This window comes from Rhodoplanes sp. P11 (assembly GCF_964266735.1).
Taxonomy (GTDB): Bacteria; Pseudomonadota; Alphaproteobacteria; order Rhizobiales; family Xanthobacteraceae; genus Rhodoplanes; species Rhodoplanes serenus.
Genome location: NZ_CAXWGY010000022.1, coordinates 104,300 through 128,150, shown reverse-complemented (window position 1 = coordinate 128,150; position 23,851 = coordinate 104,300). Strand labels below are relative to the sequence as shown.

27 protein-coding genes and 1 pseudogene are annotated in these 23,851 nt (G+C 71.1%); 14 read left to right on the top strand and 14 right to left on the bottom strand.

Annotated elements, in window-relative coordinates; all coding sequences use genetic code 11:
- The first annotated feature begins 27 nt into the window (after nt 1–27).
- Nucleotides 28–723 carry a phosphoribosylformylglycinamidine synthase subunit PurQ gene (gene purQ / locus ACFQUV_RS25360; protein WP_111383858.1) on the top strand — a complete coding sequence of 232 codons (696 nt, stop codon included), beginning with the start codon at nt 28–30 and terminating at the stop codon, nt 721–723.
- 72 nt (nt 724–795) lie between these two features.
- On the opposite strand, the gene ACFQUV_RS25355 is transcribed toward purQ, so the two are convergent.
- Complete coding sequence (locus ACFQUV_RS25355) at nt 796–1,440, bottom strand: glutathione S-transferase family protein (RefSeq protein WP_129611044.1); 645 nt, start codon at nt 1,438–1,440, stop codon at nt 796–798.
- Between the two features lie 316 nt (nt 1,441–1,756).
- Between ACFQUV_RS25355 and ACFQUV_RS25350 the strand changes: the two genes are divergently transcribed.
- The 7 genes from ACFQUV_RS25350 (at nt 1,757) to ACFQUV_RS25320 (ending at nt 8,314) form a co-directional block, all read left to right on the top strand.
- Nucleotides 1,757–2,530 (top strand): motility protein A, encoded by a 774-nt coding sequence (locus tag ACFQUV_RS25350; protein ID WP_111383860.1) that lies wholly within the window; start codon nt 1,757–1,759, stop codon nt 2,528–2,530.
- Nucleotides 2,531–2,667: 137 nt separating this feature from the next.
- On the top strand, nt 2,668–3,495 hold the full coding sequence (locus ACFQUV_RS25345) for a flagellar motor protein MotB (RefSeq protein ID WP_129607193.1): 828 nt from the start codon (nt 2,668–2,670) through the stop codon (nt 3,493–3,495).
- Nucleotides 3,496–3,703: 208 nt separating this feature from the next.
- Nucleotides 3,704–5,662 carry a potassium transporter Kup gene (locus ACFQUV_RS25340; protein WP_111383862.1) on the top strand — a complete coding sequence of 653 codons (1,959 nt, stop codon included), beginning with the start codon at nt 3,704–3,706 and terminating at the stop codon, nt 5,660–5,662.
- Nucleotides 5,663–5,871: 209 nt separating this feature from the next.
- Entirely contained in the window at nt 5,872–6,207 is a 336-nt protein-coding gene (locus ACFQUV_RS25335) for a rhodanese-like domain-containing protein (protein WP_129607194.1), read from the top strand.
- 74 nt (nt 6,208–6,281) lie between these two features.
- A complete protein-coding gene (locus ACFQUV_RS25330) occupies nt 6,282–6,572 on the top strand; it encodes a DUF3551 domain-containing protein (RefSeq protein WP_111383864.1) in 291 nt (96 codons plus the stop codon).
- A gap of 128 nt (nt 6,573–6,700) precedes the next feature.
- The gene (locus tag ACFQUV_RS25325) at nt 6,701–7,744 is read left to right on the top strand and encodes a polyamine ABC transporter substrate-binding protein (protein WP_244601408.1); all 1,044 of its coding nucleotides are present in this window, start codon (nt 6,701–6,703) and stop codon (nt 7,742–7,744) included.
- Nucleotides 7,745–7,894: 150 nt separating this feature from the next.
- On the top strand, nt 7,895–8,314 hold the full coding sequence (locus ACFQUV_RS25320; protein WP_129607196.1) for a hypothetical protein: 420 nt from the start codon (nt 7,895–7,897) through the stop codon (nt 8,312–8,314).
- A gap of 31 nt (nt 8,315–8,345) precedes the next feature.
- On the opposite strand, the gene ACFQUV_RS25315 is transcribed toward ACFQUV_RS25320, so the two are convergent.
- The 8 genes from ACFQUV_RS25315 to ACFQUV_RS25280 all read right to left on the bottom strand — a co-directional run bounded on the left by ACFQUV_RS25315 (nt 8,346) and on the right by ACFQUV_RS25280 (nt 14,961).
- The gene (locus tag ACFQUV_RS25315; RefSeq protein ID WP_207211328.1) at nt 8,346–9,242 is read right to left on the bottom strand and encodes a lipid A biosynthesis lauroyl acyltransferase; all 897 of its coding nucleotides are present in this window, start codon (nt 9,240–9,242) and stop codon (nt 8,346–8,348) included.
- Nucleotides 9,243–9,294: 52 nt separating this feature from the next.
- Entirely contained in the window at nt 9,295–10,317 is a 1,023-nt protein-coding gene (locus ACFQUV_RS25310) for a zinc-binding dehydrogenase (RefSeq protein WP_129607198.1), read from the bottom strand.
- 45 nt (nt 10,318–10,362) lie between these two features.
- A complete protein-coding gene (locus tag ACFQUV_RS25305; protein WP_129607199.1) occupies nt 10,363–11,133 on the bottom strand; it encodes an SDR family oxidoreductase in 771 nt (256 codons plus the stop codon).
- Nucleotides 11,130–12,407, bottom strand: coding sequence for a beta-ketoacyl-ACP synthase (locus tag ACFQUV_RS25300; RefSeq protein ID WP_129607200.1), 1,278 nt, complete (start codon nt 12,405–12,407; stop codon nt 11,130–11,132). The genes ACFQUV_RS25305 and ACFQUV_RS25300 overlap by 4 nt, the downstream gene beginning before the upstream one ends.
- A gap of 159 nt (nt 12,408–12,566) precedes the next feature.
- Nucleotides 12,567–13,754: a beta-ketoacyl-ACP synthase gene (locus tag ACFQUV_RS25295; protein ID WP_129607201.1), complete on the bottom strand. Its 1,188-nt coding sequence runs from the start codon at nt 13,752–13,754 to the stop codon at nt 12,567–12,569.
- Nucleotides 13,747–14,220, bottom strand: a complete 474-nt coding sequence (locus ACFQUV_RS25290) for a 3-hydroxyacyl-ACP dehydratase FabZ family protein (protein WP_111383872.1) — start codon at nt 14,218–14,220, stop codon at nt 13,747–13,749. Before ACFQUV_RS25290 ends, ACFQUV_RS25295 begins: the two co-directional genes overlap by 8 nt.
- A 9-nt stretch (nt 14,221–14,229) precedes the next feature.
- Nucleotides 14,230–14,511 carry an acyl carrier protein gene (locus tag ACFQUV_RS25285; RefSeq protein ID WP_111383873.1) on the bottom strand — a complete coding sequence of 94 codons (282 nt, stop codon included), beginning with the start codon at nt 14,509–14,511 and terminating at the stop codon, nt 14,230–14,232.
- 204 nt (nt 14,512–14,715) lie between these two features.
- Nucleotides 14,716–14,961, bottom strand: a complete 246-nt coding sequence (locus ACFQUV_RS25280; RefSeq protein WP_244601407.1) for a hypothetical protein — start codon at nt 14,959–14,961, stop codon at nt 14,716–14,718.
- Between the two features lie 309 nt (nt 14,962–15,270).
- On the opposite strand from ACFQUV_RS25280, the gene ACFQUV_RS25275 reads away from it, so the two are divergent.
- On the top strand, nt 15,271–15,744 hold the full coding sequence (locus tag ACFQUV_RS25275; RefSeq protein WP_165363729.1) for a copper chaperone PCu(A)C: 474 nt from the start codon (nt 15,271–15,273) through the stop codon (nt 15,742–15,744).
- Between the two features lie 149 nt (nt 15,745–15,893).
- Entirely contained in the window at nt 15,894–16,775 is an 882-nt protein-coding gene (locus ACFQUV_RS25270) for an EAL domain-containing protein (protein WP_129607204.1), read from the top strand.
- A 3-nt stretch (nt 16,776–16,778) separates the two neighbouring features.
- Here ACFQUV_RS25270 and ACFQUV_RS25265 read toward each other — a convergent pair whose 3' ends face one another.
- Nucleotides 16,779–17,462: a carboxymuconolactone decarboxylase family protein gene (locus ACFQUV_RS25265; protein ID WP_378395985.1), complete on the bottom strand. Its 684-nt coding sequence runs from the start codon at nt 17,460–17,462 to the stop codon at nt 16,779–16,781.
- 207 nt (nt 17,463–17,669) lie between these two features.
- Here ACFQUV_RS25265 and ACFQUV_RS25260 point away from each other — a divergent pair, with 207 nt between their 5' ends.
- The 3 genes from ACFQUV_RS25260 (at nt 17,670) to ACFQUV_RS25250 (ending at nt 20,243) form a co-directional block, all read left to right on the top strand.
- Nucleotides 17,670–18,032 carry a hypothetical protein gene (locus tag ACFQUV_RS25260; protein ID WP_165363958.1) on the top strand — a complete coding sequence of 121 codons (363 nt, stop codon included), beginning with the start codon at nt 17,670–17,672 and terminating at the stop codon, nt 18,030–18,032.
- 166 nt (nt 18,033–18,198) lie between these two features.
- Nucleotides 18,199–19,299, top strand: coding sequence for a glycosyltransferase (locus tag ACFQUV_RS25255; RefSeq protein WP_165363960.1), 1,101 nt, complete (start codon nt 18,199–18,201; stop codon nt 19,297–19,299).
- 2 nt (nt 19,300–19,301) lie between these two features.
- Entirely contained in the window at nt 19,302–20,243 is a 942-nt protein-coding gene (locus tag ACFQUV_RS25250) for a hypothetical protein (RefSeq protein WP_129609530.1), read from the top strand.
- Nucleotides 20,244–20,271: 28 nt separating this feature from the next.
- On the opposite strand, the gene ACFQUV_RS25245 is transcribed toward ACFQUV_RS25250, so the two are convergent.
- The 4 genes and pseudogenes from ACFQUV_RS25245 to ACFQUV_RS25230 all read right to left on the bottom strand — a co-directional run.
- A complete protein-coding gene (locus tag ACFQUV_RS25245; protein ID WP_129609531.1) occupies nt 20,272–20,757 on the bottom strand; it encodes a CBS domain-containing protein in 486 nt (161 codons plus the stop codon).
- Nucleotides 20,754–21,170 (bottom strand): VanZ family protein, encoded by a 417-nt coding sequence (locus ACFQUV_RS25240; protein ID WP_129609532.1) that lies wholly within the window; start codon nt 21,168–21,170, stop codon nt 20,754–20,756. The genes ACFQUV_RS25245 and ACFQUV_RS25240 overlap by 4 nt, the downstream gene beginning before the upstream one ends.
- The gene (locus ACFQUV_RS25235) at nt 21,167–22,318 is read right to left on the bottom strand and encodes a glycosyltransferase family 4 protein (protein ID WP_129609533.1); all 1,152 of its coding nucleotides are present in this window, start codon (nt 22,316–22,318) and stop codon (nt 21,167–21,169) included. The genes ACFQUV_RS25240 and ACFQUV_RS25235 overlap by 4 nt, the downstream gene beginning before the upstream one ends.
- Before the next feature lie 109 nt (nt 22,319–22,427).
- A pseudogene (locus ACFQUV_RS25230) lies at nt 22,428–22,499 on the bottom strand (hypothetical protein); the annotation flags it as partial.
- Here ACFQUV_RS25230 and ACFQUV_RS25225 point away from each other — a divergent pair.
- Entirely contained in the window at nt 22,465–23,850 is a 1,386-nt protein-coding gene (locus ACFQUV_RS25225) for a hypothetical protein (protein ID WP_307719466.1), read from the top strand. The pseudogene ACFQUV_RS25230 and the gene ACFQUV_RS25225 overlap by 35 nt on opposite strands.
- The last annotated feature ends 1 nt before the right edge of the window (nt 23,851 follow it).

The following is a 23,851-nucleotide window of genomic DNA, read 5'->3' as shown; positions in this document are numbered from 1 at the left end:
GACCTCCGGCACGTTGCGGAGCCTGCCATGAAGTCCGCCGTCCTGGTCTTTCCAGGCATCAACCGCGAGGGCGACATGGCCCGGGCGCTGCGGCTGTGCGCCGGCAGCGATCCCGCGATGGTCTGGCACACCGAGACGGCGCTGCCGGCCGGCACCGATCTGGTGGTGCTGCCGGGCGGCTTCTCGTATGGCGACTATCTGCGCTGCGGGGCGATCGCGGCGCGCGCCCCGGTGATGGACGCGGTGCGGGCCCATGCGGAGCGGGGGGGCCTGGTGCTCGGCATCTGCAACGGCTTCCAGATCCTGTGCGAAGCTGGCCTGCTGCCGGGCGTGCTGATGCGCAATGCTGGCCTCAAGTTCATCTGCAAGGATGCCTATATCCGGGTCGAGCGGGCCGATACGCCCTTTACCGGCGGCTATCGGGCCGGACAGGTGATCCGGGTGCCGGTCGCCCATGGCGAAGGCAACTACATGGCCGATTCGGAAACCATCGCCCGCCTCGAGGGCGAGGGCCGGATCGTGTTCCGCTACACGGCGCCGGACGGGGCGCTGTCGCCCGACTGGAACATGAACGGCTCGATCTACGCCATCGCCGGCATTCTCAACGCGCGCGGCAACGTGCTCGGCATGATGCCGCACCCCGAGAACCACATCGAGGCGTCGATGGGCTGCACCGACGGGCGCGGCCTGTTCTCCGGGCTCGGCCGACACTTCGCCGCCTGAGCGGCGCTTCGTGGCCGGAGGCGCCGGCCCGGCGCCGGCGCGACAGCCCGTGCGCGGTCGCCGAATGCTCGATTACCGCTTGAACGGGTGCCCCGGCATCAGGTCGTAGGGGTGCGCCCAGCCGGGCAGGGCCTTCATCCGCTCCAGCCAGGCCGCGACATGCGGGTTCTGGGCCGCGATGTCGAAGCCGTACTCCTCGGCCGGATAGTAGAGGTAGGCGGTCATCGACACATCCGCGATGGTGGGCCGCTCGCCGAGCAGGAACGGCCGGTCGGCGAGGCGCTTGTCCACCACCGTCAGGGCGGCTTCGGCGCGGCCGCGCAGGAAGGCCAGCACGGCGGGATCGCCGGCCTTCGGGGCGAAGTTGCGCAGGAAGCGGTACGGGCCGAGCATCCCGTTCACCTTCTGGTTGTCGAACACCATCCAGCGCCACGCCTCCAGCTCCTCGTCTTCCCCTTGCGGTAGGTACTGGCCGGATCGGCGGGCCAACCAGGTCAGGCAGACGCTCGACTGGGTCAGCGTCCGGTCCCCGTGCCGAAGCACCGGAACCTCGCCCATCTCGTTGATCTCCGAGCGGTATTCCGGCGTTCGCGTTTCTCCTTTGGCGAAGAAGTCGACGAACACCGGCTCCCAGTCGGCGCCGATCAGCTCGAGCATCAGGGCGACCCGGTAGGCGTTCCCGGATTGGGCGAAGCAGTAGAGGCGGTATTCGGCCATCGGCTCTCTCGTCGGTGCGGTGGGTCGGATCGGTGCCCCGCGGGGACTGGCGCGAGGCTGGAGGCGAGGAGGTTTGAAACGGGTCTCGGTTGGCGGGACTCGGCTGGGGCGTGGCTCCGAAGGTGTCGGCGGCATCGCGGGGGCGGGCGGGTCGATCACGGGTCCGTGAGAGGGGAGCGGGGGCCGCCGCGCCGGTCGTTCGATACGGCCTACATCCCTACCCTTTTACGCTTTTTAGACGCCTTCCGCCTACAGTTCGTTGGGTGTTCCGGCGGCATGTGTGCCGCGTCAAGCGCGCGTGGCGTTGGAGTTGCGTATGGACATTTCGACCGCGCTCGGTCTGCTCGCGGGTCTCGCTGTGCTCGCCGCCCTCATCCTCATGGGTGGCGATCTCGGCATGTTCGTCGACAGCCACGCCTTCATCGTCATCTTCGGCGGCGCCTTCGCGGCGACGCTGATCCGCTTTCCGCTGTCGTCGATCTTCCATGGCCTGCCGCTCGGCATCAAGTTCGCCTTCACGCTGCGGCGGATGACCCAGCGCGAGCTGATCGACGAGATTTCCAACCTGGCCGAGATCGCCCGCAAGCAGGGGCCGATCGGCCTGGAGAAGGCGGAGACCGAGGACACCTTCCTGGCCAAGGGCATCCGGCTCGTCGCCGACGGCTACGACGTCGACTTCATCCGCGACAATCTCGAGCGCGACCGCGACAACTTCCTGACCCATCTGGACGAGGGGCAGAAGATCTACCGCGCCATCGGCGACTGCGCCCCGGCCTTCGGCATGATCGGCACCCTGATCGGCATGGTGCAGATGTTCGCCAACATGACCGATCCCTCCAAGCTCGGCCCGTTCATGGCGGTGGCCCTGCTGGCCACCTTCTACGGCGCCGCGGTCGCCAACCTGTTCTGCCTGCCGATCGCCGACAAGCTGCATGGCAAGCTGGTCGACGAGGAGATCAACCGCACCCTCATCATCGACGGCGTGCTGATGATCCGCGAGGCCAAGAGTCCCTCGGTGGTGCGCGAGATGCTGCTCGCCTACGTGCCGGAGAAGAACCGCGAGGAGATGGTCGAGGCGGCGGCCGCCTGATGCGGCCCCGCAGGGGAGTGCTGCGCGGTCCGATCCGGCCGGATCGGGCTTCGCTCTGCAAGTCTTGACATGAGCGCATCGTCGGGCGTGACGGGTCCACCTCGCCGCGCGATGCGCTCGTCGCGGAGACGATCGGGATGGCACGGCGCAAGGACGGCGGGCACGGTGGGGGGCACGGGTGGTTCGTCACCTTCGCCGACCTCATGGGGCTGCTCGTCGCCTTCTTCGTCATGCTGTGCGCCTTCTCGACCCAGGACCAGCAGAAGCTCCAGATCGTCGCCGGCTCGATGCGCGACGCCTTCGGGGTGCAGAACAACATCCGCTACTCGGGCATCATCGAGGTGCCCGGCCTGCCGACCCGGCCGAAGCTCAAGAACGCCGCCCACATCCCGCCCGAAGAGGCGTCCGCCACTCCGACGCCCGACCAGCACGACCGCAACCGCAGCGCGGGGGCCCGCCTGAAGCAGGACAAGGCGTTCGCGCTCGCGGCGGCCTCGCTGCGCCAGGCCCTCCAGGACATGCCGGAGCTGACCGAGGTCTCCAAGCACATCATGATCGAGGAGACCCGGGAGGGGCTGAACGTCGAGATCGTCGACCAGGATGGCCGCTCGATGTTCCCGGAAGGGTCGCGCGAACCCTACGAGCGCACCCGCCGATTGATCGAGAAGCTCAGCGTGCCGCTCAAAGCCACCCCGTTCCGCATCTCCATCACCGGCCATACCTCCGCCACCCGCACCCCGTTCCGCCCCGGATTCGGCCCCTGGGAGCTGTCGGCCGAGCGGGCCAATGCGGTGCGGCGAATCTTGGAGGAGGAGGGCGTGTCCACCGCCAACTTCTTCATGGTGGCCGGCAAGGCCGATACTCAGCCGTTGTTCCCGGACGATCCCTATATTGCGGCAAACCGCCGCGTGACCATCACGCTGATGCGGGAAGAGCCTCCAATTCCTCTCGATTTTGCTCCGTGACGGCATTGTCTGCGACTTGATGGTGGGGCCGGGGCCGACCATCTAGGCTCGACCGTCGGCCGATCGGCATGGCCCGTCCGACCTTGGCGGCGGTTGTGCGCGGCGTCGGGCGTGCTATTGGCGTGGCGTGCCGGCGGCAGCGGGGCGCCTTCCAGGGGCGTGCTCGGACGTTCGACGGCTCGATGGCGGGTTCGGATCGACGGCACCAATGAACGAAGCGACCCGCGATACCGCGTCGGCGGACCGACACGACACCTCCGCCCACGGCGACGCCTCCGCGCGCAGCGACACGACGGCGCGCAACGGGCGCCACGGCTCCGGCTTCTGGGGCCTCACGCTCGGCAGCATCGGCGTCGTCTATGGCGACATCGGCACCAGCCCCCTCTATGCGTTCCGCGAGGCGCTGCGGGCGGCGGTCGGCCACGGGCCGATCACGCAAGGTGCGGTGCTCGGGGTGCTGTCCCTGATCATCTGGGCGCTGATCATCGTGGTCACCGCCAAATACGTGCTGCTGCTGCTGCGGGCCGACAACCACGGCGAGGGCGGGACGCTGTCGCTCACGGCGCTCGCCTCGCGGGCCGTGGGGCGCCGCACCATGCCGATCGTCATGCTTGGTATCATCGGGGCCGCCATGTTCTACGGCGACTCGGTGATCACGCCGGCCATCTCGGTGCTGTCGGCCGTCGAGGGCCTCAAGATCGTCACCCCGGCCTTCGAGCATGCGGTGCTGCCGTTCACGGTGACCATCTTGGTCGCCCTGTTCGCGGTGCAGTCGCGCGGCACCGCCGGGGTCGCCACCTTCTTCGGTCCGGTGATGGTGGTGTGGTTCCTGGCGCTGGCCGGCCTCGGGCTCTTGCACATCGCCGACGATCCGCACGTCTTCGGTGCCATCAACCCGCTGCATGGCGCCCGCTTCGTGATCGAGCATCCGGTCACCGGCCTGGTCACCCTCGGGCTGGTGTTCCTGGCCGTCACGGGCGGTGAGGCGCTCTATGCCGATCTCGGCCATTTCGGCCGCAAGCCGATCCAGTCGGCGTGGTTCGGCCTCGTCTTCCCGGCCCTGGTGATCAACTATTTCGGCCAGGGCGCCATGGTGCTGGCGAACCCCGACGCCATCGAGAACCCGTTCTACCGGATGGTGCCGGAGCCGCTGCTGTTCCCCATGGTGCTGCTGGCGACCGCGGCCACCGTGATCGCCAGCCAGTCGGTGATCACCGGCGCCTACTCCATCACCCGCCAGGCCATCCAGCTCGGTCTGATTCCGCGGCTCGCGATCCGCCATACCTCGGAGACGCAGTCGGGTCAGATCTATGTTCCGCGCGTGAACACCGCGCTGCTGATCGGCGTGCTGTTCCTGGTGCTGATGTTCAAGACGTCGAGCAATCTCGCCTCCGCCTACGGCATCGCGGTGACCACCACCATGGTGGTGGACGGGCTGCTCGGCTTCGTGGTGATCTGGAAGCTGTGGCGCTGGAATCCGTGGGCCGCCGCCGCCATCATCACGCCGTTCGTGGCGATCGACGGCACCTTCTTCATGGCGAACCTGCTCAAGCTGCTCGAAGGCGCCTGGGTGCCGCTGCTGTTCGGCGGTGTCATCGTGTTGCTGATCGTCACCTGGCGGCGCGGCTCGCGCGTGCTGCTGGCCAAGACCCGCCATCTCGAGCTGCCGCTCGAAACCCTGGTGCAGACGCTCACCAAGAAGCCGCCCCACATCGTGCCGGGCACCGCGGTGTTCCTCACCGGCGATCCCGACTCGGCGCCCACCGCGCTCCTTCACAACCTCAAGCACAACAAGGTGCTGCACCAGCACAACGTGGTGCTCACCATCGAGAGTGCCGACACGCCGCGGGTGAGCGACGAGGAGCGGGTGCGAATGACCCAGCTTTCGCCGCTGTTCAGCAAGGTGGTGCTGCGCTTCGGCTTCATGGAGACGCCGAACGTGCCCAAGGCGCTGGTGATCGCCCGCAAGCAGGGCTGGCACTTCGACATCATGTCGACGTCGTTCTTCCTGTCGCGCCGCTCGCTCAAGCCGGCGGCCAAGTCGGCGATGCCGCGATGGCAGGACAAGCTCTTCATCCATCTCGCGAAATCCGCGAGCGACGCGACCGACTTCTTCCAGATCCCGACCGGCCGCGTGGTCGAGGTCGGCACCCAGGTGACGGTCTGAGCGGTCACTCTGCGGAGGCCGCCCTGCGGTGGGCGGCCGGAGCCGCGGTGCCGGCCGTCCGACTCGGGCGCCGGCCGTGGTCGGGCGACGATCGCATCGCTTGAAAGCGCCGGCCGGATGCCCAAATGTCTCGCCCGGGTGCGGGCCGCCATCGAGCGATTCGGTGTCGCGGGGCGGGTATCGCGGCATTGCCGGCAGGGAGACTGACGATGTTCGGACTGTTCGGCCGCAGCGAGGTGCGCAATCTCAGCGCCGAGGAGGTGGCGGCCGAGCTCGCCGCCGACCGGATCGTGCTGGTCGACGTCCGCGAGCCGAACGAGACCGCCGTCGCGCGCATCCCCGGCGCCCTGCTGATGCCGATGTCGGTGTTCGCGCCGGCCGACATCCCCGATCCGGCCGGGCGCGAGGTGGTGTTCTCCTGTGCGTCCGGCGTCCGCTCCCGCAAGGCGGCCGAGATGGCGCAGGCCGCCGGGCTGCCCTACCGTTCGCACCTGGCCGGCGGCATCAAGGCATGGAAGGCCGCCGGGTTGCCGACCGAGACCTGACCATCCTCCGGCAGCCGGTGCCGCCCAGCAGGTGGGCCGCGCCGGCGATGCGCGGAAGCCGTGAAGGAGACGACATGCGTAGCTTGCTCGTGGGGGCCGTCACGGCCATGGCGCTCGTGGTGGCGACACCACCCGCGAAGGCCGATCCGTTCGGCATCTGGTCGCCGCCGTCGTGGGCGACCTGGTATCCGTGGTGCGCTCACCTCAACATCGGCTTCGAGCAGGTGAGCTGCGCCTATACGTCGTTTCCGCAATGCATGGCGACGGTGCGCGGGGTCGGGGGCTACTGCGCCGAGAACCTGTATCCGCCGCCGCCCCAGTACGTCCGCGCCGCCCGCAAGGCGAAGAAGAAGCGCACCCGCTGACGGGCCGCGACGTCCCGAGGAGATCGCTCATGCGTGCTGTCACCTCTCGTGCCGTGACACGTCGTGCCGTGACGCGCCGCCTCGTCGCCGCGGTGGTGCTCGGCGCGTCCGCGCTCGCCGCCGTGCCGATGCCGGTCGGTGCCCAGGAGCGGGTCGTCAATATCTACAACTGGTCGGACTACATCGCGCCGACCGTGATCGACGACTTCACCCGCGAGACCGGCATCAAGGTCCGCTACGACACCTTCGACTCCAACGACACCCTGGAGACCAAGCTGCTCGCCGGCCGCACCGGCTACGACGTGGTGGTGCCGAGCGCCTACTTCCTGGAGCGCCAGATCAAGGCCGGCGTCTTCCTGCCGCTCGACAAGTCGAAGCTGCCCAACCTGAAGAATGCCTGGCCGGAGATCGAGCGCCGCGTCGCCAGCCACGATCCCGACAACCGCTACTCGGTCAACTATCTCTGGGGCACGGTGGGCATCGGCTACAATGTCGCCAAGGTGCGCGACATCCTGGGGCCGGAGGGCCGGATCGAGTCGTGGAAGACGGTGTTCGAGCCCGAGAGCCTCGCGCGCTTCAAGGACTGCGGCGTCCATGTGCTCGACTCGGCCGACGACATCATGCCGGCGGCGCTGCACCATCTCGGGCTGCCGCCGAGCTCGGAGGACCCCAAGGATCTCGAGCGCGCCGCCGAGCTGCTCGGCAAGATCCGGCCCTTCGTGCGCAAGTTTCACTCGTCCGAATACCTGAACGCGCTGGCGAGCGGCGAGATCTGCCTGGTGGTCGGCTTCTCGGGCGACATCATGCAGGCCAAGAAGCGCGCCGCCGAGGCGAAGAACGGCGTCGAGATCGGCTACACGATCCCGCAGGAAGGCGCCCAGATGTTCTTCGACAATCTCGCCATTCCCAAGGACGCCGCCCATGTCGCCGAGGCGCATGCCTTCATCGACTATCTGATGCGGCCCGACGTGGCGGCCAAGAACACCAGCGTCCTGTCCTATGCCAACGGCAACCTGGCCAGCCAGGCCCTGGTCGACAAGGCCGTGCTCGACGACCGCAGCATCTATCCCGAGCCGGCCGTGATGGCGCGGCTCTACACCAACAAGGCGCGTGACGCCAAGACGACGCGGCTGATGAACCGGCTGTGGACCCGGGTGAAGACCGGCCGGTGACCGACGCGCCGAACGCTGCGTGGCGCCGGCACGACCCGGCGCCGAACCGTTAAATTGCCAACGATCGGAAGAGGCCGATCTTAGCCCCTTTGGGCCAGGGTGGTGACGTCGCGTCCGCGTCGCCGCGCAACGTCCATCGGGGGAACCGCCATGCCGGGCCGCACGCTCGTCTCGCCGCTCCGTGTCGTCGAGATTCTGGTGATCGCCGCCGCCGTGACGGCGGTGTCGACGCCCGCCTTCAGCGCCAAGTTTCGCGTCTCGTCCGGACGCGCGGCCGCCGTGACGGCGCGCCCGGCCGTCGTCGTGACGACCGGGCCACGGACGAGCGCACCCGCAACCACGACCGTGACAGCGACCACCGCACCGTCCCGCCTGGCCTCGGCCGAGCCGCCACCGGCGCGTGCCGCCGCCAGCGATCCGGCCGCCGACCGTGCCCGCGACGACGACCCGGCGGCGCGCCGCAAGGCGTGGCTCGACTTCTGCCAGCCCAAGCTCGCGCCGCCCGATCGCTTCGGCATCGAGCGATGGACCTACGCCCACGACGGCTGCCAGTTCGGCCGCGTGCGCTGATCGGGAGGGCCGGGCGAGGGGAGGCGCGACCTTACCGCCAGCGGCGGTGCAGCCACAGCCACTGCTCGGGTCGATCGCGCACCCAGGTCTCCACCACGTCGGTGATCGCCTGCATGGTGCCGCGGACGTCGATCCGGCCGTCGGCGTCGCGCACCGGCGGCACCGCCTCGGTGATCTCGCCGGTGAAGCGGCCGTCGGGCAGGCGGATCATCCGCACACCGTGGATCGGGCACTCGTACTCGCGCGCCAGCATGGCGATCAGCGGGCTCACCCGGCAGGGGCGGCCGAAGAACGTCACCGCGACGCCCTTGTGGTCGTGCTGGTCGACCAGCATGCCGACGTGATGGCCCTGCTCGATGCCGCGGGCGAGCCGTATCGGGGCATCAAAGCCGGAGGCGACCAGCGCCCCCATCAAGGGCTCGCGCATCTCGATCAGCACGTCGGCGACCGATGCCATGTTGGGCCGCCGGTACAGCGCCATGGAGCGCAGCCCCTCCTGGGCCGCCACCACGGCGGGCAGCTCCCAGTTGGCGAGATGGGCCGTGAAAATCACCGCCGGCCTGTCGCTCGCCCGCAGCGCCTCGAAGCGGTCCAGCTCGCGCTGGCCGTAGGTCACATAGGCGCCGTCGCCGCGGGTGCCAGTGGCGGCGATGCGATCGAGATGGATCACCTCGATGGCGACGCGGCCGAGATTGTCCCACACGCCCGTCAGAATGCGCTCGATCTCCTCCGGCGTCTTCTCCGGGAAGGCCGCCTTCAGGTTGGCCCGGCCGATGCGGTGCTCGCGCAGGAGCGGCCCGAGGGTGCGCATCACGGCGGCCGCGGTGTCGCTCGCCCACCGCCTGTCGAGCCGGCGCAGCAGGCCGATCAGCGGCCGCACCACATGGCCGCCGGCGCGGTCGAGGCCGCGCTTGAGCGCGTAGAGCATGCGCCAGCGCCAGTGGCGCCAGGTCTGGGAGCGGATCGCCATCGCGCGGCTTCTAGAAGGTGACCACGACCTTGCCGAACACCTGGCGGCCGGCAAGGCGGTCCAGCCCGCGCTCGAATTCGGCGAGCGGCACCGCGGTGTCGACCACCGGCGTCAGGCCGGCCGCCATCTTGTCGAGCGACTGGGCGATGTTCTTCATCGTGGCGCCGAACGAGCCGATGATGCGGTACTGCTGCTGAAACAGCTGCATCAGGTTCAAAGTCGTGGTCGGCCCCGAGGTGGCCCCGCAGGTGACCAGACGGCCGCCGCGCTTGAGGCAGAGCAGCGAGCCGTTGAAGGTCTCGGCGCCGACATGCTCGAACACGACGTCAACGCCCTTCTTCTGGGTCAGCTTGCGGGTGACGCCCTCGAAGCGGTCGGTCCTGTAGTTGATGACGTGGTCGGCGCGGAGCGCCTTGGCCTTCTCGGCCTTGGCGTCGTCGCCCACCGTGGTGATCACGGTGCAACCGATCTGCTTGGCCATCAGGATCGCGGCGGTGCCGATGCCGGAGCCGCCGGCATGCACCAGCACGGTTTCGCCGGGCTCGAGCTTGGCGTTGTCGAACAGCATGTGCTGCACGGTGGCGAAGCCGATCGGCGCGCAGGCGGCGTCGCGCAGCGCGACGCCCGCCGGCACCGGGATCACCAGCCGGGCCGGCAGGTTGATCAGGTCGCGGGCGAAGCCGTCGACATGGAAGCCCATGATGCCGCCGACGTTCTCGCACAGATTGTCGCGACCCTCGCGGCAGGCCCGGCAGGTGCCGCAGGTGAGCGCCCCGTACATGACGACCGGCTGGCCGGGCGTGAACGCCGCGACGCCCTCGCCGATCGCCGCGATGGTGCCGGACGCCTCGACGCCGACCACCAGCGGCAGCTTGCGCTTGGCGAAGGCCATGCCGCGGAAGCCCCAGACGTCGAGATAGTTGAGGGCGACGGCGGCGACCTGCACCTGCACCTCGCCGGGACCCGGCGGCGGCGGTGGCGCGGTGTCGATGAGGGCGAGCTGGCGGTCGCCGACCAGCGTCAGGGCACGCATGGAAAAACCTCGAAACGATGATCGCGCCGGACGGCGCGGAGACAATCAGCGATGAACCCCGATGGCGGCCGAGAGGCCACCGTCGACCGGAAGCACTGCGCCGGTGACGTAGGAGGCGGCGGGCGACAGCAGGAAGGCGACGAGGCCGGCGATCTCGTCGGGCCTTGCGAAGCGGCGGGCCGGGATCTGGCTCTCCATCTGGGCGCGGTACTTCTCGTAGGGCGCCAGCATGGCGGTGTCGATGAAGCCCGGGGCGACGTAGTTGACGGTGACGCCGGTGCGCGCCGTCTCGATCGCCAGCGTGCGCACATAAGCGAGGAGGGCGGCCTTGGAGGCCGCATAGGCGGCGTTGCCCTGGTTGGCCTGCAAGGCGGTGATCGACCCGATGGCGACGATGCGGCCGTGCCGCGCCCGCATCATCGGCCGCGCCAGCGCCGAGGCGAGGCGGGTGAACGACCAGAAGTTCACCTGCATGGCGGCCTCGGCCTTGGCCTGGTCGAGCATCATGGCGAGGCTGTCGGCGCTCTGCCCGGCATTGTGGACGAAGCCCGCGAAGGCCGGCGCCGTCTCCAGCCGCGCCGCGAAAGCCGCGACGGCGTCACGGTCCGAGAGATCGAGGCGCTCGGCCGTGACGGTGCGGCCCGGCGCCCGGGTGGCGAGGTCGGCGATCAGCGCGTCGGCCTCGGCGGTCGCCGAGCGCACCGTGAAGGTGACGTCGAAGCCGGCATCGACCAGCGTCGTCACGATCGCGGCGCCGAGGCCGCGGCCGCCGCCGGTCACCAGGACGTGGCGGCGCGGAGCCGTGTCGGTGCTCATGCGGGCTCCAGCCCCATCACCAGCGTGACGTTCTGGCCGCCGAAGCCGAACGAGTTGGAGAGCGCGTGCGTCACCTTGGCGTCGCGCGCCACGTTCGGCACCACGTCGAGCGGGATCGCCGGGTCGGGAATCTGATGGTTGATGGTCGGCGGAATGCGCTGGTGCGCGAGGGTGAGTAGCGTAAACACCGCCTCGACGGCGCCTGCGGCCGACAGGGTATGGCCCACCATCGACTTGTTGGACGAGATCGGCACCTGCGCGGCGCGCTCGCCCAGCACCGCGGTGACGCCGAGGCACTCCATCTTGTCGTTCTCGGGCGTCGAGGTGCCGTGCGCGTTGATGTAGTCGATGTCCTCGACGGCGAGCCCGGCATCGGCGATCGCCTGGCGCATGCAGCCGATGATCGGCTTGCCGTCCGGGCTGGTGCGGGTGCGGTGGAACGAGTCGGCGAGCTCGCCACAGCCCTCGACGACGCCCAGGATGGTGGCGCCGCGCGCCTTGGCGTGCTCGTAGCTCTCCAGCACCAGGGCGCCGGCGCCCTCCGCCATCACGAAGCCGTCGCGGTTCTTGGAGAACGGCTTGGCGGCCTCCTCGGGCGGGTCGTTGGCGGTGGTCAGCGCCGACAGCAGCGAGAAGCGCACCAGGCTTTCGGTGTTGACCGAGCCGTCGGAGGCGACGCACAGCGCCGCGTCCACCTCGCCGCGGCGGATCGCCTCGACGCCGAGCTGGATGGCGCTGGCGCCCGACGCGCAGGCGGTCGACAGCGAGATCGGCAGGCCGCGGGTGCCGAAGCGGGCCGCCAGGTTGTCGGCCACCGAAGCGAACTGGAAGCGCGCGTGGTGGGCGCGGAAGCGGCCGGTGGCGGCGGCGCGCAGCATGTCGTCGTAGGTGGCGTTGCCGTTGGCGCCTGCCGCGGCGGCCAGCTCCAGGCGCTGCGGCCACTCGATCTCGACCGGCGGCACCGCCACGAACAGCGGCCCCGGGAACTGCCCCGGCGCGCCGATGCCGGCCTGGACCACCGCCTCGTCGGCGGCGAGCTCGGCCAGCCGCTCGGACAGCTCGGGGGCGCTGAACGGCTCGGCCGCCACGAAATCGACGGTGCCGGCGATGCGGGTCTTCAGCCCGTCGGTCGGGAAGCGGGTGATGGCGCGGATGCCGGAGCGGCCGGCCACCAGCTTCGACCAGTTCTCGGTCTTGCCGGCGCCGAGCGAGGTCACGACCCCCATGCCGGTGACCACCACGACGGGACGGCCGGCCTTGTCGCGCACTGCCATGTCGGGACTCCTTCTCGGACCTTCACTCCGGCGCCGCGGACGGGTCGCGACGGGGGAGATTGCCGACGGTCTTGACGTCTCCTCGCCGGCGTCGTTGCCGCGCCGCCTGCTCTCGTCCCACGGGCGGGAAGAACCCGCGAGAAAGGAGAGGGAGCAGACCTAGCGCACTGCTTCGACGAGCGCGAGGCCCTCGCCGCGCCAGTGGCCGACGCCGGTGACCACCACCCGGTCGAGCGGGCCGTCATGCGGCTGCTCGAAGCCGGTCGGATCGCAAGGCGCGAACAGCCGGCCATGGCCGAGCGCCAGGGCCGCGAGCGCGATGTTGTAGACGAATTGCGGCTCGATCGAGTGGCCCACCAGGCTGCCGGTGGCCCGCACCGGCAGGCCGCGGGCCACGATGACGTCGCGCTCCTCGGCGGTCGCCGGAGCCACCCCGGTGGCGCCGGACAGCACCGCGGTGCGGGTGTCGTCGCCGGCCGGCAGGGTACCCCACAGGCGGTCGAGGGAGGCCGTGACCGAGCCCGGCTGCCGCGCCGTGCGGTCACTGACGACGGTCGTGAGGCGGGCGAGCGGCCGGGCGCCGCGCGCCTGCGCATGGTCGCGGGCCTCGATCACCAGGAAGGCGCCGAGCGACGCGGTGGCGAAGCCGCCCGGCGTGCCGCGGTCCCACACGGGGTGGAACGGTGCCTGGAGCGCGTAGCCGCCGAACGCGAACAGCATCAGGAGGTCCTTGCGCTCGCCATTCTGCGAGCCGCCGACCAGCGCCACGTCGCTCTGGCCGGCCGCGATGCGGGCGTGCGCGATACGGACCGCCTCGATGCCCGAGCCCTCCTCGCCCATGAAGGTGCGGGAGGAGCCGGTGACGCCGTGGACGATCGAGATGTTGCCGGCCAGCAGGTTGGAGAGCTGGGCCAGGAACAGGGTGGGGCGCAGGTCGCTGGTCAGGCGTTCGTTGAGATAGGCGCCGGGGTTCTCGGCGGTGGCGAGGCCCGACACGATGGCGCTGTCGACCGCGTAGTCGCGCTCGCCGCCGCCGGCCGCGACGATCATGTCCATGCGGCCGAGAATGTCGGCCTGGCCCTTCAGGCCGGCGCTGTCGAGCGCCAGGCCCGCCGCATAGGTGCCGGTGCGCTGCCACTGCTCCATCTGGCGCTGATCGCCCTTCTTGGGGATCTGCGCGTCGAAGGAGGGCAGGGCGAGCGGATGCACCACATAGGGCGCGAAGGTGGTGTCGTCGTGGATCGGGGCCGCGGCGTCGTGCTTCTGCCAGTGGGTTTCGGCGCCTTCGCCGAGGCAGGAGACGAGCCCCACGCCGGTGATCCAGGCTTCGCGCGAGGCGTCAGCCATCGATCCTGACCTCCAGAGGGAAGCCGATCGCTCGCGCCACCTCGGCCATGCTGGCGCGGAAGCGCGGATCGGGGAACGGGACGATGCGGAACGTGATGTCGGCCTCGCACACGGTCTTGCCGTCGCTGCGCACGGTGGCGCGCGTCATGGCGAAGCCGGAGCCGTCGTGGACGAGGCTGGCGGTGATCGACAGCGCCGTGCCGGGAGCCACGAAGCTGCGCAGCTTCGCCTCCTTGACGGCGGCCAGGAATGGCATGCGGGAGAAGCCGTTGAGCCCGATCAGCAGCCAGCCGCAGGTCTGCGCCATCGATTCGATCAGCAGCACCCCGGGCATCAGCGGATGGCCGGGGAAATGCCCCTCGAAGATGGTGCTGGTCTGCGGGACCTGGGCATGCACCTCGATCGTCCGCGCGTCGAGATCGAGAGCGACGATGCGATCGATGAGCTGGAAGTACTCGAGTCGCATGAAGGAGCGTCACGCCCCCTTGGCAGCGACGAGCGAGTCGATCCGGGTGCAGAGATTGCCGAGAACGAAATACTGCTCGGTGGTCGCCTTGCCGTCGTTGACCTCCTGGGTCCACTGCTCCAGCGGCAGCTTGATCCCGAACGCCTTGTCGATCGCGAAGGCGATGTCGAGGAAGTCGAGGCTGTCGATGCCCAGATCGTCGATGGCGTGGCTTTCCGGCGTGATCTTCTCACGCGGAATGTCGCAGGTTTCCGAGATGATATTGGCGACGGTGTCGAACGTCGAGGACATCGATGACTCTCTGAATGCCGTGAACCCTGCCGGCACGCGCGCCTGCGCATGCCCCCCATACGGCGGCGAGTTGGTCGCCCTTCGTTCCGGTCCGTATAGCCAAGAGACCGGGGGAGCGCAATGCGCGCGGCCCGGAGATGGCCGGCCGTCCACCGCCGGACCTGTGGCGCCATGTGGGGGTCGGCGGATGCCGCGGCGGCGCCGTCACGGGCTGGGCGGCGTTCCAGGCGGGGCCGCCGGCAGGCCGGCGCAGTTGCGCCGCCCGCTGAGGACGCAATCCTGGTCCTTGCGCAGATCCGCCATGGTGGAAGCGATCCACAGGCCGGCCGCCGTGAGGGCGGCCAGCAGCGCGGCGGCGAGCAGGTTGGCGACCAGGCGTCGGCGTTCGTCGTCGGGCTCGTCGCGATGCCCATAGCGGCCGAGGTCGGGGACCGGGGGCTCAGCGGGCATCGACCGCTCCGCACGCGGCACTGGCCGCGCGCGCGGCACGAAGGGAACGACGCGGCCGCCGGCATCGCTCCGAGGATCGCCGTCCCGCCGGTCGCCGTCTTGCCGGTCGCCCTCTCGCTCGCGGCTGCTGGCCACTCGTCTCGTCCTCGGCGCCTCTGCCGGCCCACGGTCTCGCGCCACGGTCTCAAGTCCCCGGCGCGGCGCCAGTGTAGCGGTCCGGGGCGGCATCGAACACCCGCGGGGCTTGCATCAACCGGGCATCAACCTCTGGGACTGCATAAGGGTTGCGGATGCTCCGGTGCGCGCGTGATGAGGTCCTTCGCCGTCGTGCTTTGGGTGTGTGTCGGCGTCGTCGCGACGGCCGCGGCCGAGACCTATCGGGTCGGCCCCATCGAGGTTGCCGAGACGTGGGCCCGGGCGACACCGTCGGGCGCCAGCGTGACGGCCGGCTACATGCGGATCACCAATCACGGGCCGGCGCCCGATCGCCTCCTGGCCATCCGCATGGACGCCGCGCTGGCCGTCGATCTGCTGGAGCTGTCGCTCGCCGACAACGTGATGCGACTGCGCAGCCTCGGCCGCGGTGTCGAGATCGCCGCGGGCCGCACCGTCGAGTTCCGCCCCGGGGCCCCCTGGCAGGCGGTGGTCTCCGGCCTGTCGGCGCCGCTCCGTCCTGGCGACCGCCTGCCGGCGACGCTGGTGTTCGAGCAGGCCGGGGACGTCACCGTGGACCTCGTCGTGCAGCCCATCGGCACCGGCCTGCGGTGGTCGTCGGGCGGTTGAGCAGTCGCACCGTGCACACCCTGTGGGGCTGTCCCGAACCACGCGCATGGGTCCGCCGATCGCAAAAAAAGCGCTCGATCCGCCTCATCGTTGCTTAAGGGCCCACGACTATCCCGGGACCGGGCAGGGGGTGAAATCCGAGGGTTGCCATGCGGAGCCAGCCGACCGGAACGGGCATCGAGCCGGGGGCGGGCGGGCCGCGGCCGGGCGCCGCCGGTAAGGTCGGGGTGGCCGAAGCGCTGCGCGAGACCTGGCTCGAGCTCTGGTACCAGCCAATCATCGACCTGCGGCGCAAGTGCCTGGCCGGGGCCGAGGCGCTGGCGCGCATCCGCCATCCGCAGCTCGGGGTGCTGCTGCCGGGCCGCTTCCTGCCGGGTCTCGACGACGACGGCCACGTCGATCTCGCCGTCTACGCGATCGCCTCGGCCCTCGAAGACTGGGCGGTGTTCCGGGCCGCGGGCTTCAACCTGCGGCTCGCCGTCAACATTCCGGTGCATGTGCTCGGGCGGGTGCCGATCGCCGATCTCATGGCTGAGCACCGCCCGGACGGGGCTGACTGGCCCGGCCTGACCGTCGAGATCCCCGAGGATCAGATCGTCCGCGACATCGCCCAAGCCCAGGCGGTCGCTGCCGCGCTCCAGGCGACCGGCATCGCCCTGTCGATCGATGATTTCGGCGCCGGCTACGTCTCGCCGTCGACCTTGCGCGACCTGTCCTTCGCGGCGCTCAAGCTCAACCACAGCTTCGTCAAGGACTGCGCCACCGACGCCACCAACGCGGCGATCTGCCAGACCGCCGTCGATCTCGCCCATCGGTTCGGCAGCGTCGCGGTGGCCGAAGGGATCGAGAGTCTCGCCGATCTCCAGGCGCTCCAGATCATGGGCTGCGACTTCGGGCAGGGTGTCCTGCTGGCGCCGCCGATGCCCAAGGACCGCTTCCTCGCCCTGCTCCGGCAGCGCGTCGCCCGATCGCCGTCATCTGCGGCGCCATCATCCGCGGCGCCGTCACGGCCCGCCGCCGGGGCGGGCTGATCCTCACGCCTTCGGCTCGGGGAAGAAGGGCGCGACGCCCGCCGGCAGCGGCACCCGGAACACGTCGAGCGTCATCGCCACCAGGGCGTAATAGCCGAGGATGCCGACGAACTCGACCATGCCGGCATCGCCCAGCAGGCTGTGCAGCCGCGCATAGGTACGGTCGGAGACGCGGCGGCGGGTATACAGCTCGGTCACGAAGGCGTGGACGGCGCGCTCGTCGGCCGGCGCCCGTGCCGGCACCCGGCCGGCCCGCAGAGCCGCGAGGGTCGAGGGCTTCACGCCGGCCTTCTCGGCGATCGGGGCGTGCACATGCCATTCGTACTGGGCGCGCCACAGCCGCGCCGTGACCAGGATGGCGAACTCCGACAGGCGGGCCGGCACCACGGTGCCGTAGCGGCAATGGGCGCCGAGCGCCTGGGCGTGCGCCCCGTAGGCGGGCGCGTGCAGGAACACGCCGAACGGGCCGCCGAGCCCGATGCCGCCGCCGCGCGGCCCGCTCCGCATGGCATCCAGGAGGGCGCGCTGGGCCGGGGCCAGCGTCGCCTCGGCGAGCGCCGGCAGCCGATAGGCGGGCGGCTTCGCCGCCGCCGTCCTCGCAGGTGCTTTCCTGGCCGGTGCCTTCTTGGCCGCAGGCTTCTCGGCCCCGGCGGCCGGGCGGGTGCGGGGGGCGGCGGGGCGGGCCATGGCGGTGTCTCCGGATGCGGCGGCCGGGCGGCGGCCGGCGAGGCTTGTCCGATTCCGCCGCGACCGACAACGCCGCCGGCGCGTCACCGCGCGCCGCGCCGGAGCGCCGAGCCGACACGATCGTTCCAATTTTACCGATCGGCTGAACCGCGGTGCAAAGCCCATGTGCAAATGTCGGCGGCGGGACGACGGGACGGAGGCAGCCGGATGTGGGCCACGCTGGTGCCGGTGATCATGCTGGCGATGACCATGCTTCAGGGCGGCGGCGAGCCGAGCGAGACCGCCATGCGGGCCGCGGTGGAGCGCAGCCTGGCCGACCAGGTGCGCGCCGTCGTCGACCACGTCGCCGAGACCGAAGGCAGCGTCGGGGTGGCGCGCATTCGGCGTGCCGGCACGGCGCTGTTCGAGATCCGCCGCTTCAGCAAGCAAAGCTGCACCCGGACGGCGGATGGTGACCACCTGTGCGGCTTCACGGTCGAGGTCGGCACCGTGGCGGGGCCGCTGGAGCGGACCGTGCTCGGGCGCTTCCGCAGCGGGCCGGGCGGCCTGCTCTCCATGCGGGCCGCCTGACCGGGCGGCCGCCACGCCGCGGCGGGCGCACATCTGCCATGCCGACCCGCCGCATGGTATAGGCTCGGCCGCAGGCGCGGCGCACCGCTCGGCGATTCGCGCCTCGCCCACCCGATCGATCCAATCCCATCCGCCCGCCGGACAGGACGGAGCAGCAGGACAGAGCATGAAAGCCGCCCTGGTGTTCGCCGGTCGCACGGCGGCCGGCACCACGTTCCGGCCCTATCGATCGCGCCCCTTCCTGGCGACGCTCGCGGCGAGCGGCATCGAGCCGGTGGTGGTCGATGTCGATCTCGGTCCCGACGAGCCCGGCCCGTGCACGCCGGTCGAGCTCGCGGGCCTCGTCGGCTATCACAACGCGGTCGACCGGCTGCCGCTGATCGTCGCCCAGGAGCGCGTCGACGTGGTGCAGACCTTCGGGGCGACCATCGACCTTGACCCGGTGTGGCGCCACGCCGCCCGCGCGGCGCGGCCGATCCTGCATTACGTCGCCTCCGAAGGCGCGATCGAGGACGGGTCGACGCCCGCATCGGGGCTGATCGATCTGGCGCGGCGCGGCCGCGGGCTGCCCCATGTGCGGGCGCGGCGCGCCTCCCGCCACGTCTCCGCGCTGATCGGATCGAACCGCGCCGACATCGGCCGGCACGTCCGCGACGGCTTCTTCCCGCGCGCCCGCTTCTCGGTGGTGGCGCCGCCGCCGGCGCCGCGTCCGGTGAGCACCAACGGTCCCTCGCCGGTGCTGGAGCAGCGGTTGCCGGTGTTCGGCTTCCACGATCCTGACGCCGATCCCGAGCGTCTCGACTTCCTGCTGCGCGCCGTCGCGCTGACCGGGCAGACCGGCCTGTTCGCCCTGCGCATCGCGCCCGCCGCCCTCGCCGAAAGGATCGCCCTGCCGCCGTCGGTGACGGCGGTCGATGCCGTCTCGCCGGAGGCATTCCTGCGCGACGTCGACGTGCTGATCGTGCCGCGCGCCGACGACCGCGCTCTCGCGGCCGTGGTGGCGGCGCTCGCGGCGCGCCGCAGCGTGGTGGTGCCCGACACCGGCGCTGCCGCCGAGCTGGTCGGCTACGGGCGGCGCGGCCTGCTCTACGCCGCCGGCAGCGCCTACGAGCTGGCGATGGCCCTCAACGTGATGGCGGAGGCGTGGACCAACCGGCCATTCTCGTTCGAGGGCGTCGACGAGGCGATCGCCCGCACCGCCCCGGAGGCGGTCGCGGCCGTGTTCGCGGCGGCGTGGCGCCGGCTCCCGGGACGAGGCGACGCATAGCCATGGCGCCCTTCGATCCGACCATCGGGCTGATCGTTGTGGGCCGCGGCGATCCGCGGCTCGCCGGCGCGACCCTCGCCTCCCTGCGCCACTGGCGCAGCCCACCCAATCGCGTGGTGCTGGCGGTGCCGAAAGGGCGCGAGCACGCCTTCGCGGCGATCGCGGCGAGTGCGGCCGTCACCCTGGTGGCGACCGCCGAGGCGGATGTGCTCGCCGCCGGCCTCGCGGCGCTCGCCGATCATGTCGAGCTGGTCGTCGCGGCCCCCGAGGGGGTCGTGTTCGAGCCCGGCTGGCTCGACGCCATGCGCGACCGCGCCATGCTGTTCGAGGATCTGGTCGGCGGGATCGATCTCGTCCATCGCGCCGTCAAGATCACGCCCGAGGGCGATGCTCCGCTCGCCGAGCCGGCGCACGATGCGCCGATGCACGACGCGCCCATAGCCGAGCGCTGGCTGCTGCCGACACTCCGCCGCGTGGTGCGGGCGCGCAGCCTGATGGGCGCGCTGCTGTGGGCCCGCGTCGCGGTGCTGCCGCAGATCCGCCTGGCGACGGCGGGGGAGGGCGGCGACGCCATCGCGTTCGTGCTCGCCCTCGATCAGCTCGCGCGGCGCGGCCGCACCGAGATGGGCTTCACCCGGCACGCCCGCCATCTCCGCCTGCTGCCGGAGCGCCGCACCGGCTTCGATGCCGGCTACGGGCTGTACCGGCGCCTGGAGCAGGTCGCCGAGGCGCGTCGCGCCGCCGCGGTGGGCGCGCCGACGGCGAGTCATCTCGACTTGCGCGTCGAGCGGCTGCGGCTTCTGGCCGAGCAGGCGGTGCGGGCGCTGATCGGCCGTGCCGGCAAGCACAATGCCGCGACCTTCCTGAAGGGCGCGCTCGCTGCCCGCCGCGACGGCCTCGCGGTCCGCCGCACCGTGCTGCGCGACCTGCGCGAGCTGCGCTGACGCGGCGCGCTCTCGGCGCTTCTCCGGATCAGCAGCTATAGGTGCCCTGGAGGTGCATGATGCGCTCCTGCAAGCGCATCTCGCGGATCACCTCGGCGTGGTGCCAGGCGAGTTCGGCCAGGAGATCGGTGCGTGACAAGAGGTCGACGAGCCGGCCGTCGTCGAGCACCACGAGATGGTCCGGCCCGTCGGGGGCGAGCAGCGCCAGCGCCTCCGGCACCATGGTGTCGGGGCCGGCCTGGATGGTGAGCCGGTCCATGGCGTCGGCGACCGTCAGGGCGCGCGGCGGCGTCTCGGGATGGCGGGCGACGGCGCCGGTGACGCCGCGGCCGGTCAGAACGCCGACGACTGTCCCGCCATCCAGCAGCACCGCGAGAGCATCGAGTCGCCGCTCCGTCATCAGGGCGGCCGCGATGTCGAGCCGGACGTCGACCGCCACGGTGGCGGGCCGTGGTTGCCGCAGCTCGGCGAGCCGCCGCAGCGTGCGGAACGGGCGGTCGACGCCGACCGTCATCGCGCCGCCCGGGTGGCGCGGGCGAGCCGGTGGCGGGCGGCCGCGACGAGCGCCAGCCCGATGGCCGCCGCCGTGAGGTCGACGGCGAAGTCCGCCAGCCGCGCATGTCGCCCCGGGACGGGGATCTGGGCGAGCTCGATCGCCGCCGTGAAGCCCGCGGCGAGCAGCAGGTGGATGGGAAGGCGGCCCGGCAGTGCGAGGCCCGCGGCGACGCCGAGCACCAGGAACGCCAGCGCGTGCTCGGCCGCGTGCGGCCCGGTGACCGGGCGCAGCCCCGGCGGCACCACCGACAGGAGCAGGATCGAGGCCGCTCCGATCGCGGTCGCCACACGGGCGAGAGGAAGCCCGAGGGTGACGGGCCACGACGCCACCACGGCGCGTCCGCTCCCGCGATCGGGGGTGATCGACGTCATGCGTGGGCGGCGGATGCGCGAAGCTCGGCCGCGAGCGCGATGTAGTGAGTGCCGATCTGGTCCCAGCCGTAGCGCTCGGCGGTGGCGCGGGCGCCGCGGCACAGGCCCGCATAGGCGGTGGGGTCGGCGAACACGCGGCGCACCTTGTCGGCGATGTCGTCGGCGTCGGGCGCGATGTGGAAGCCGTTGACGCCGTTGGCGAGGTAATCCTCGATGCCGCCCACCGGCGTCGCCAGCACCGGCACCTCGCTCGCCAGCGCCTCCATGCAGACGAGCGAGAAGGTCTCGTAGGAGGTCGGGAACACGAAGGCGTCGGCCGCCGCATAGAACGCCTCGACGTCGTGGCGGGCGCCGGCGAAGACCAGCCGGTCCCCGGCGCGGCGGGCGAGCCGCCGGTAGGGCGCCGGGTTCTCGGAGCCGACGACGAGAAGCCAGGTGTCGTCGTCGAGACGGTCGAGCGCGCCGATCGCATGGGCGAGGCCCTTGCGGTCGAACTCGTGGCCGATGAACAGGAGGAGCCGCGCCGCGGCCGGGATGCCGAACTCGGCGCGGATGCGGGCTCCGGCGGCCGGGTCCGGGCGGAAGCGGGCGAGGTCGATGCCATTCGGGATCACCCGGATGCGCGCGGGCGGCACGCCGTAGTGACGCTGAAGCTCGCCCGCTACCCGCGACGACACCGCGACGAACATGCGATAGCGCAGGCCGCCGATCATGATGCGGTCGCGCATCGCCACCCACAGATGGGTCGGGTTCAGCAGCCAGCGCCAGCTCCCGGCGCGGCGCTTCTCGGCGAGATTCTCGGCATTGACGGCGTGCACCACGAGCACGTCGCCATACAGGCTGTCGCCGTGGCTGATCACGACGGCATCACGATGCCGCTCGGCCGCGCGCGTCGCCGCCAACGTGAACAACGGCACCACCAGGGCGCGGCCGAGATGGCGCAGCGCCCCACGGGTCGGCACGCGGGCGAGCCAAGGCGCGACACGCTCCACGATGGTGCGGTCGTCGACCTTGCTGCCGACGGTGCTGGCGATCACGGTGTTCTGCACGCCGGCGCGGCCGAACACGCCGGCGAGTTCGAGCGCGACGGTCTCGACCCCGCCGACCGAGCTCAGTTCCTGGACAATCTGAATGATTTCGAGTGTCATGAGCGGATGATCGGGGTTGGCGCGGCATGAGCCGAACCACGATGGTTCGGGGTGGGACGGGCCGCCTTCCGGCGGCTCCTGCTCTCGTGAGATCCCCTCTCGTGAGATCTGCTCGCGTGAAATTTGATCTCGTGAGATCTGCTCTCGTGACGGCTGCTCTGGCGGCGGCTCTGGCGCTGATCCCGGCGGCACCGTTGGTCTCCCGCGTTCCGGTGCAGGCGCAGCCTGCCGGGCGCGCCGGCGGCGATCTCGGTGCCGTGCCGCTGCGCTGGCGCGTCGGCGGCGGCAATCTGGTCACCCATCTGGCCGGCGCCGAGAGCCGTCAGCTCTACACCGCGCTCACCGGCATCGGGGCCCGGCTCGGCCGCATGGATTCCTACGGCTGGCGCGATCTCGCCCGCCGGCCGACGCCGCAGGACTTCGAGGCGGCGATGCGCGAGGCGCACCGCAACGGCATCGTGCCCATCATCCTGCTCGAGTACGAGGGCAGCTATCAGTTTCTCGACCCGCCGCAGCCGATCGGCTCCTACGACGATTGGTATGCGGCCGGTCGCGTTCATGCCGAGCGGTTCCGTCCCGACGGCACGTTCTGGCGCGAGCACGGCATCCGCGGCTTCGGCGTCACCGTCTACACGGCGATCAACGAGCCCGACGTGCAGGCCACCATTCCGCACGCCGCCTATCGCGACGCGCTCGCCGGCTTCGCCGACGGTGTCCACAGCATCGATCCGGCGTTGCGTGTCGTGCCCGGCGGCTTCGCCACCTGCAACTCGCACGGCGACGCGATGCTGCGCGGCTATGGTCCCGCCATCGCCGATCTCCTGGAGAGCGGGCGCCTCGACGGCATCGACCTGCACACCTACTACAATGCCCGCTGGTTCCCGCTGACCCGCGGCCGCACGGTCTCGGCACAGGGCTGCTTCGATCGCGTCAAGGCGGCGCTCGGGCTGCGCCGCGACATCGCCTTCTACGCCACCGAGTTCAACGTCGCGCAGGTGGAGGACTGGGCCGATCCGCGGCTCGCCGCGAGCCTGTTCCTGACCGGCCTGTGGGATCATCTCGGCGTGGTCCGCGCCGACCGCCGCAGCAGCGCCACCGTGCTGGCGTTTCCGTGGAACCTCGCCGACACCGGCCGCATCGAAGGACCCGCCTACGCGATGGCGGCGGCGGAGGACCCGTGGCGGCCGGATCTGCGCGCCGAGGCGCTGCGCCTCGTGCTCGATCTCGCCGGCGACATGCGCTTCACGGCGCTCGATCCGGATCGCAGCGGCACCTACCGGCTGGAGGGCGACGACGGCATGCTGCTGGTCTGGCAGAACCGTCCGGGCTGGACCGACCGGCCCGGCCCCACCTGGACGGTGGAGCTGCCCGGCTGGGCCCGGATGGCCGAGCTGTGGGGCTTCGACGGTCTGCGTCGGGTGGTGCCGGTGCATGGGGGAATGAACGAGCTGGCGGGGCTGGCGGAGAACGAGACTCACATGGTGCGACTGCGGCGGACGGAGGAGCAGCGCGAGCAGGGCAGTCGACGTTGAG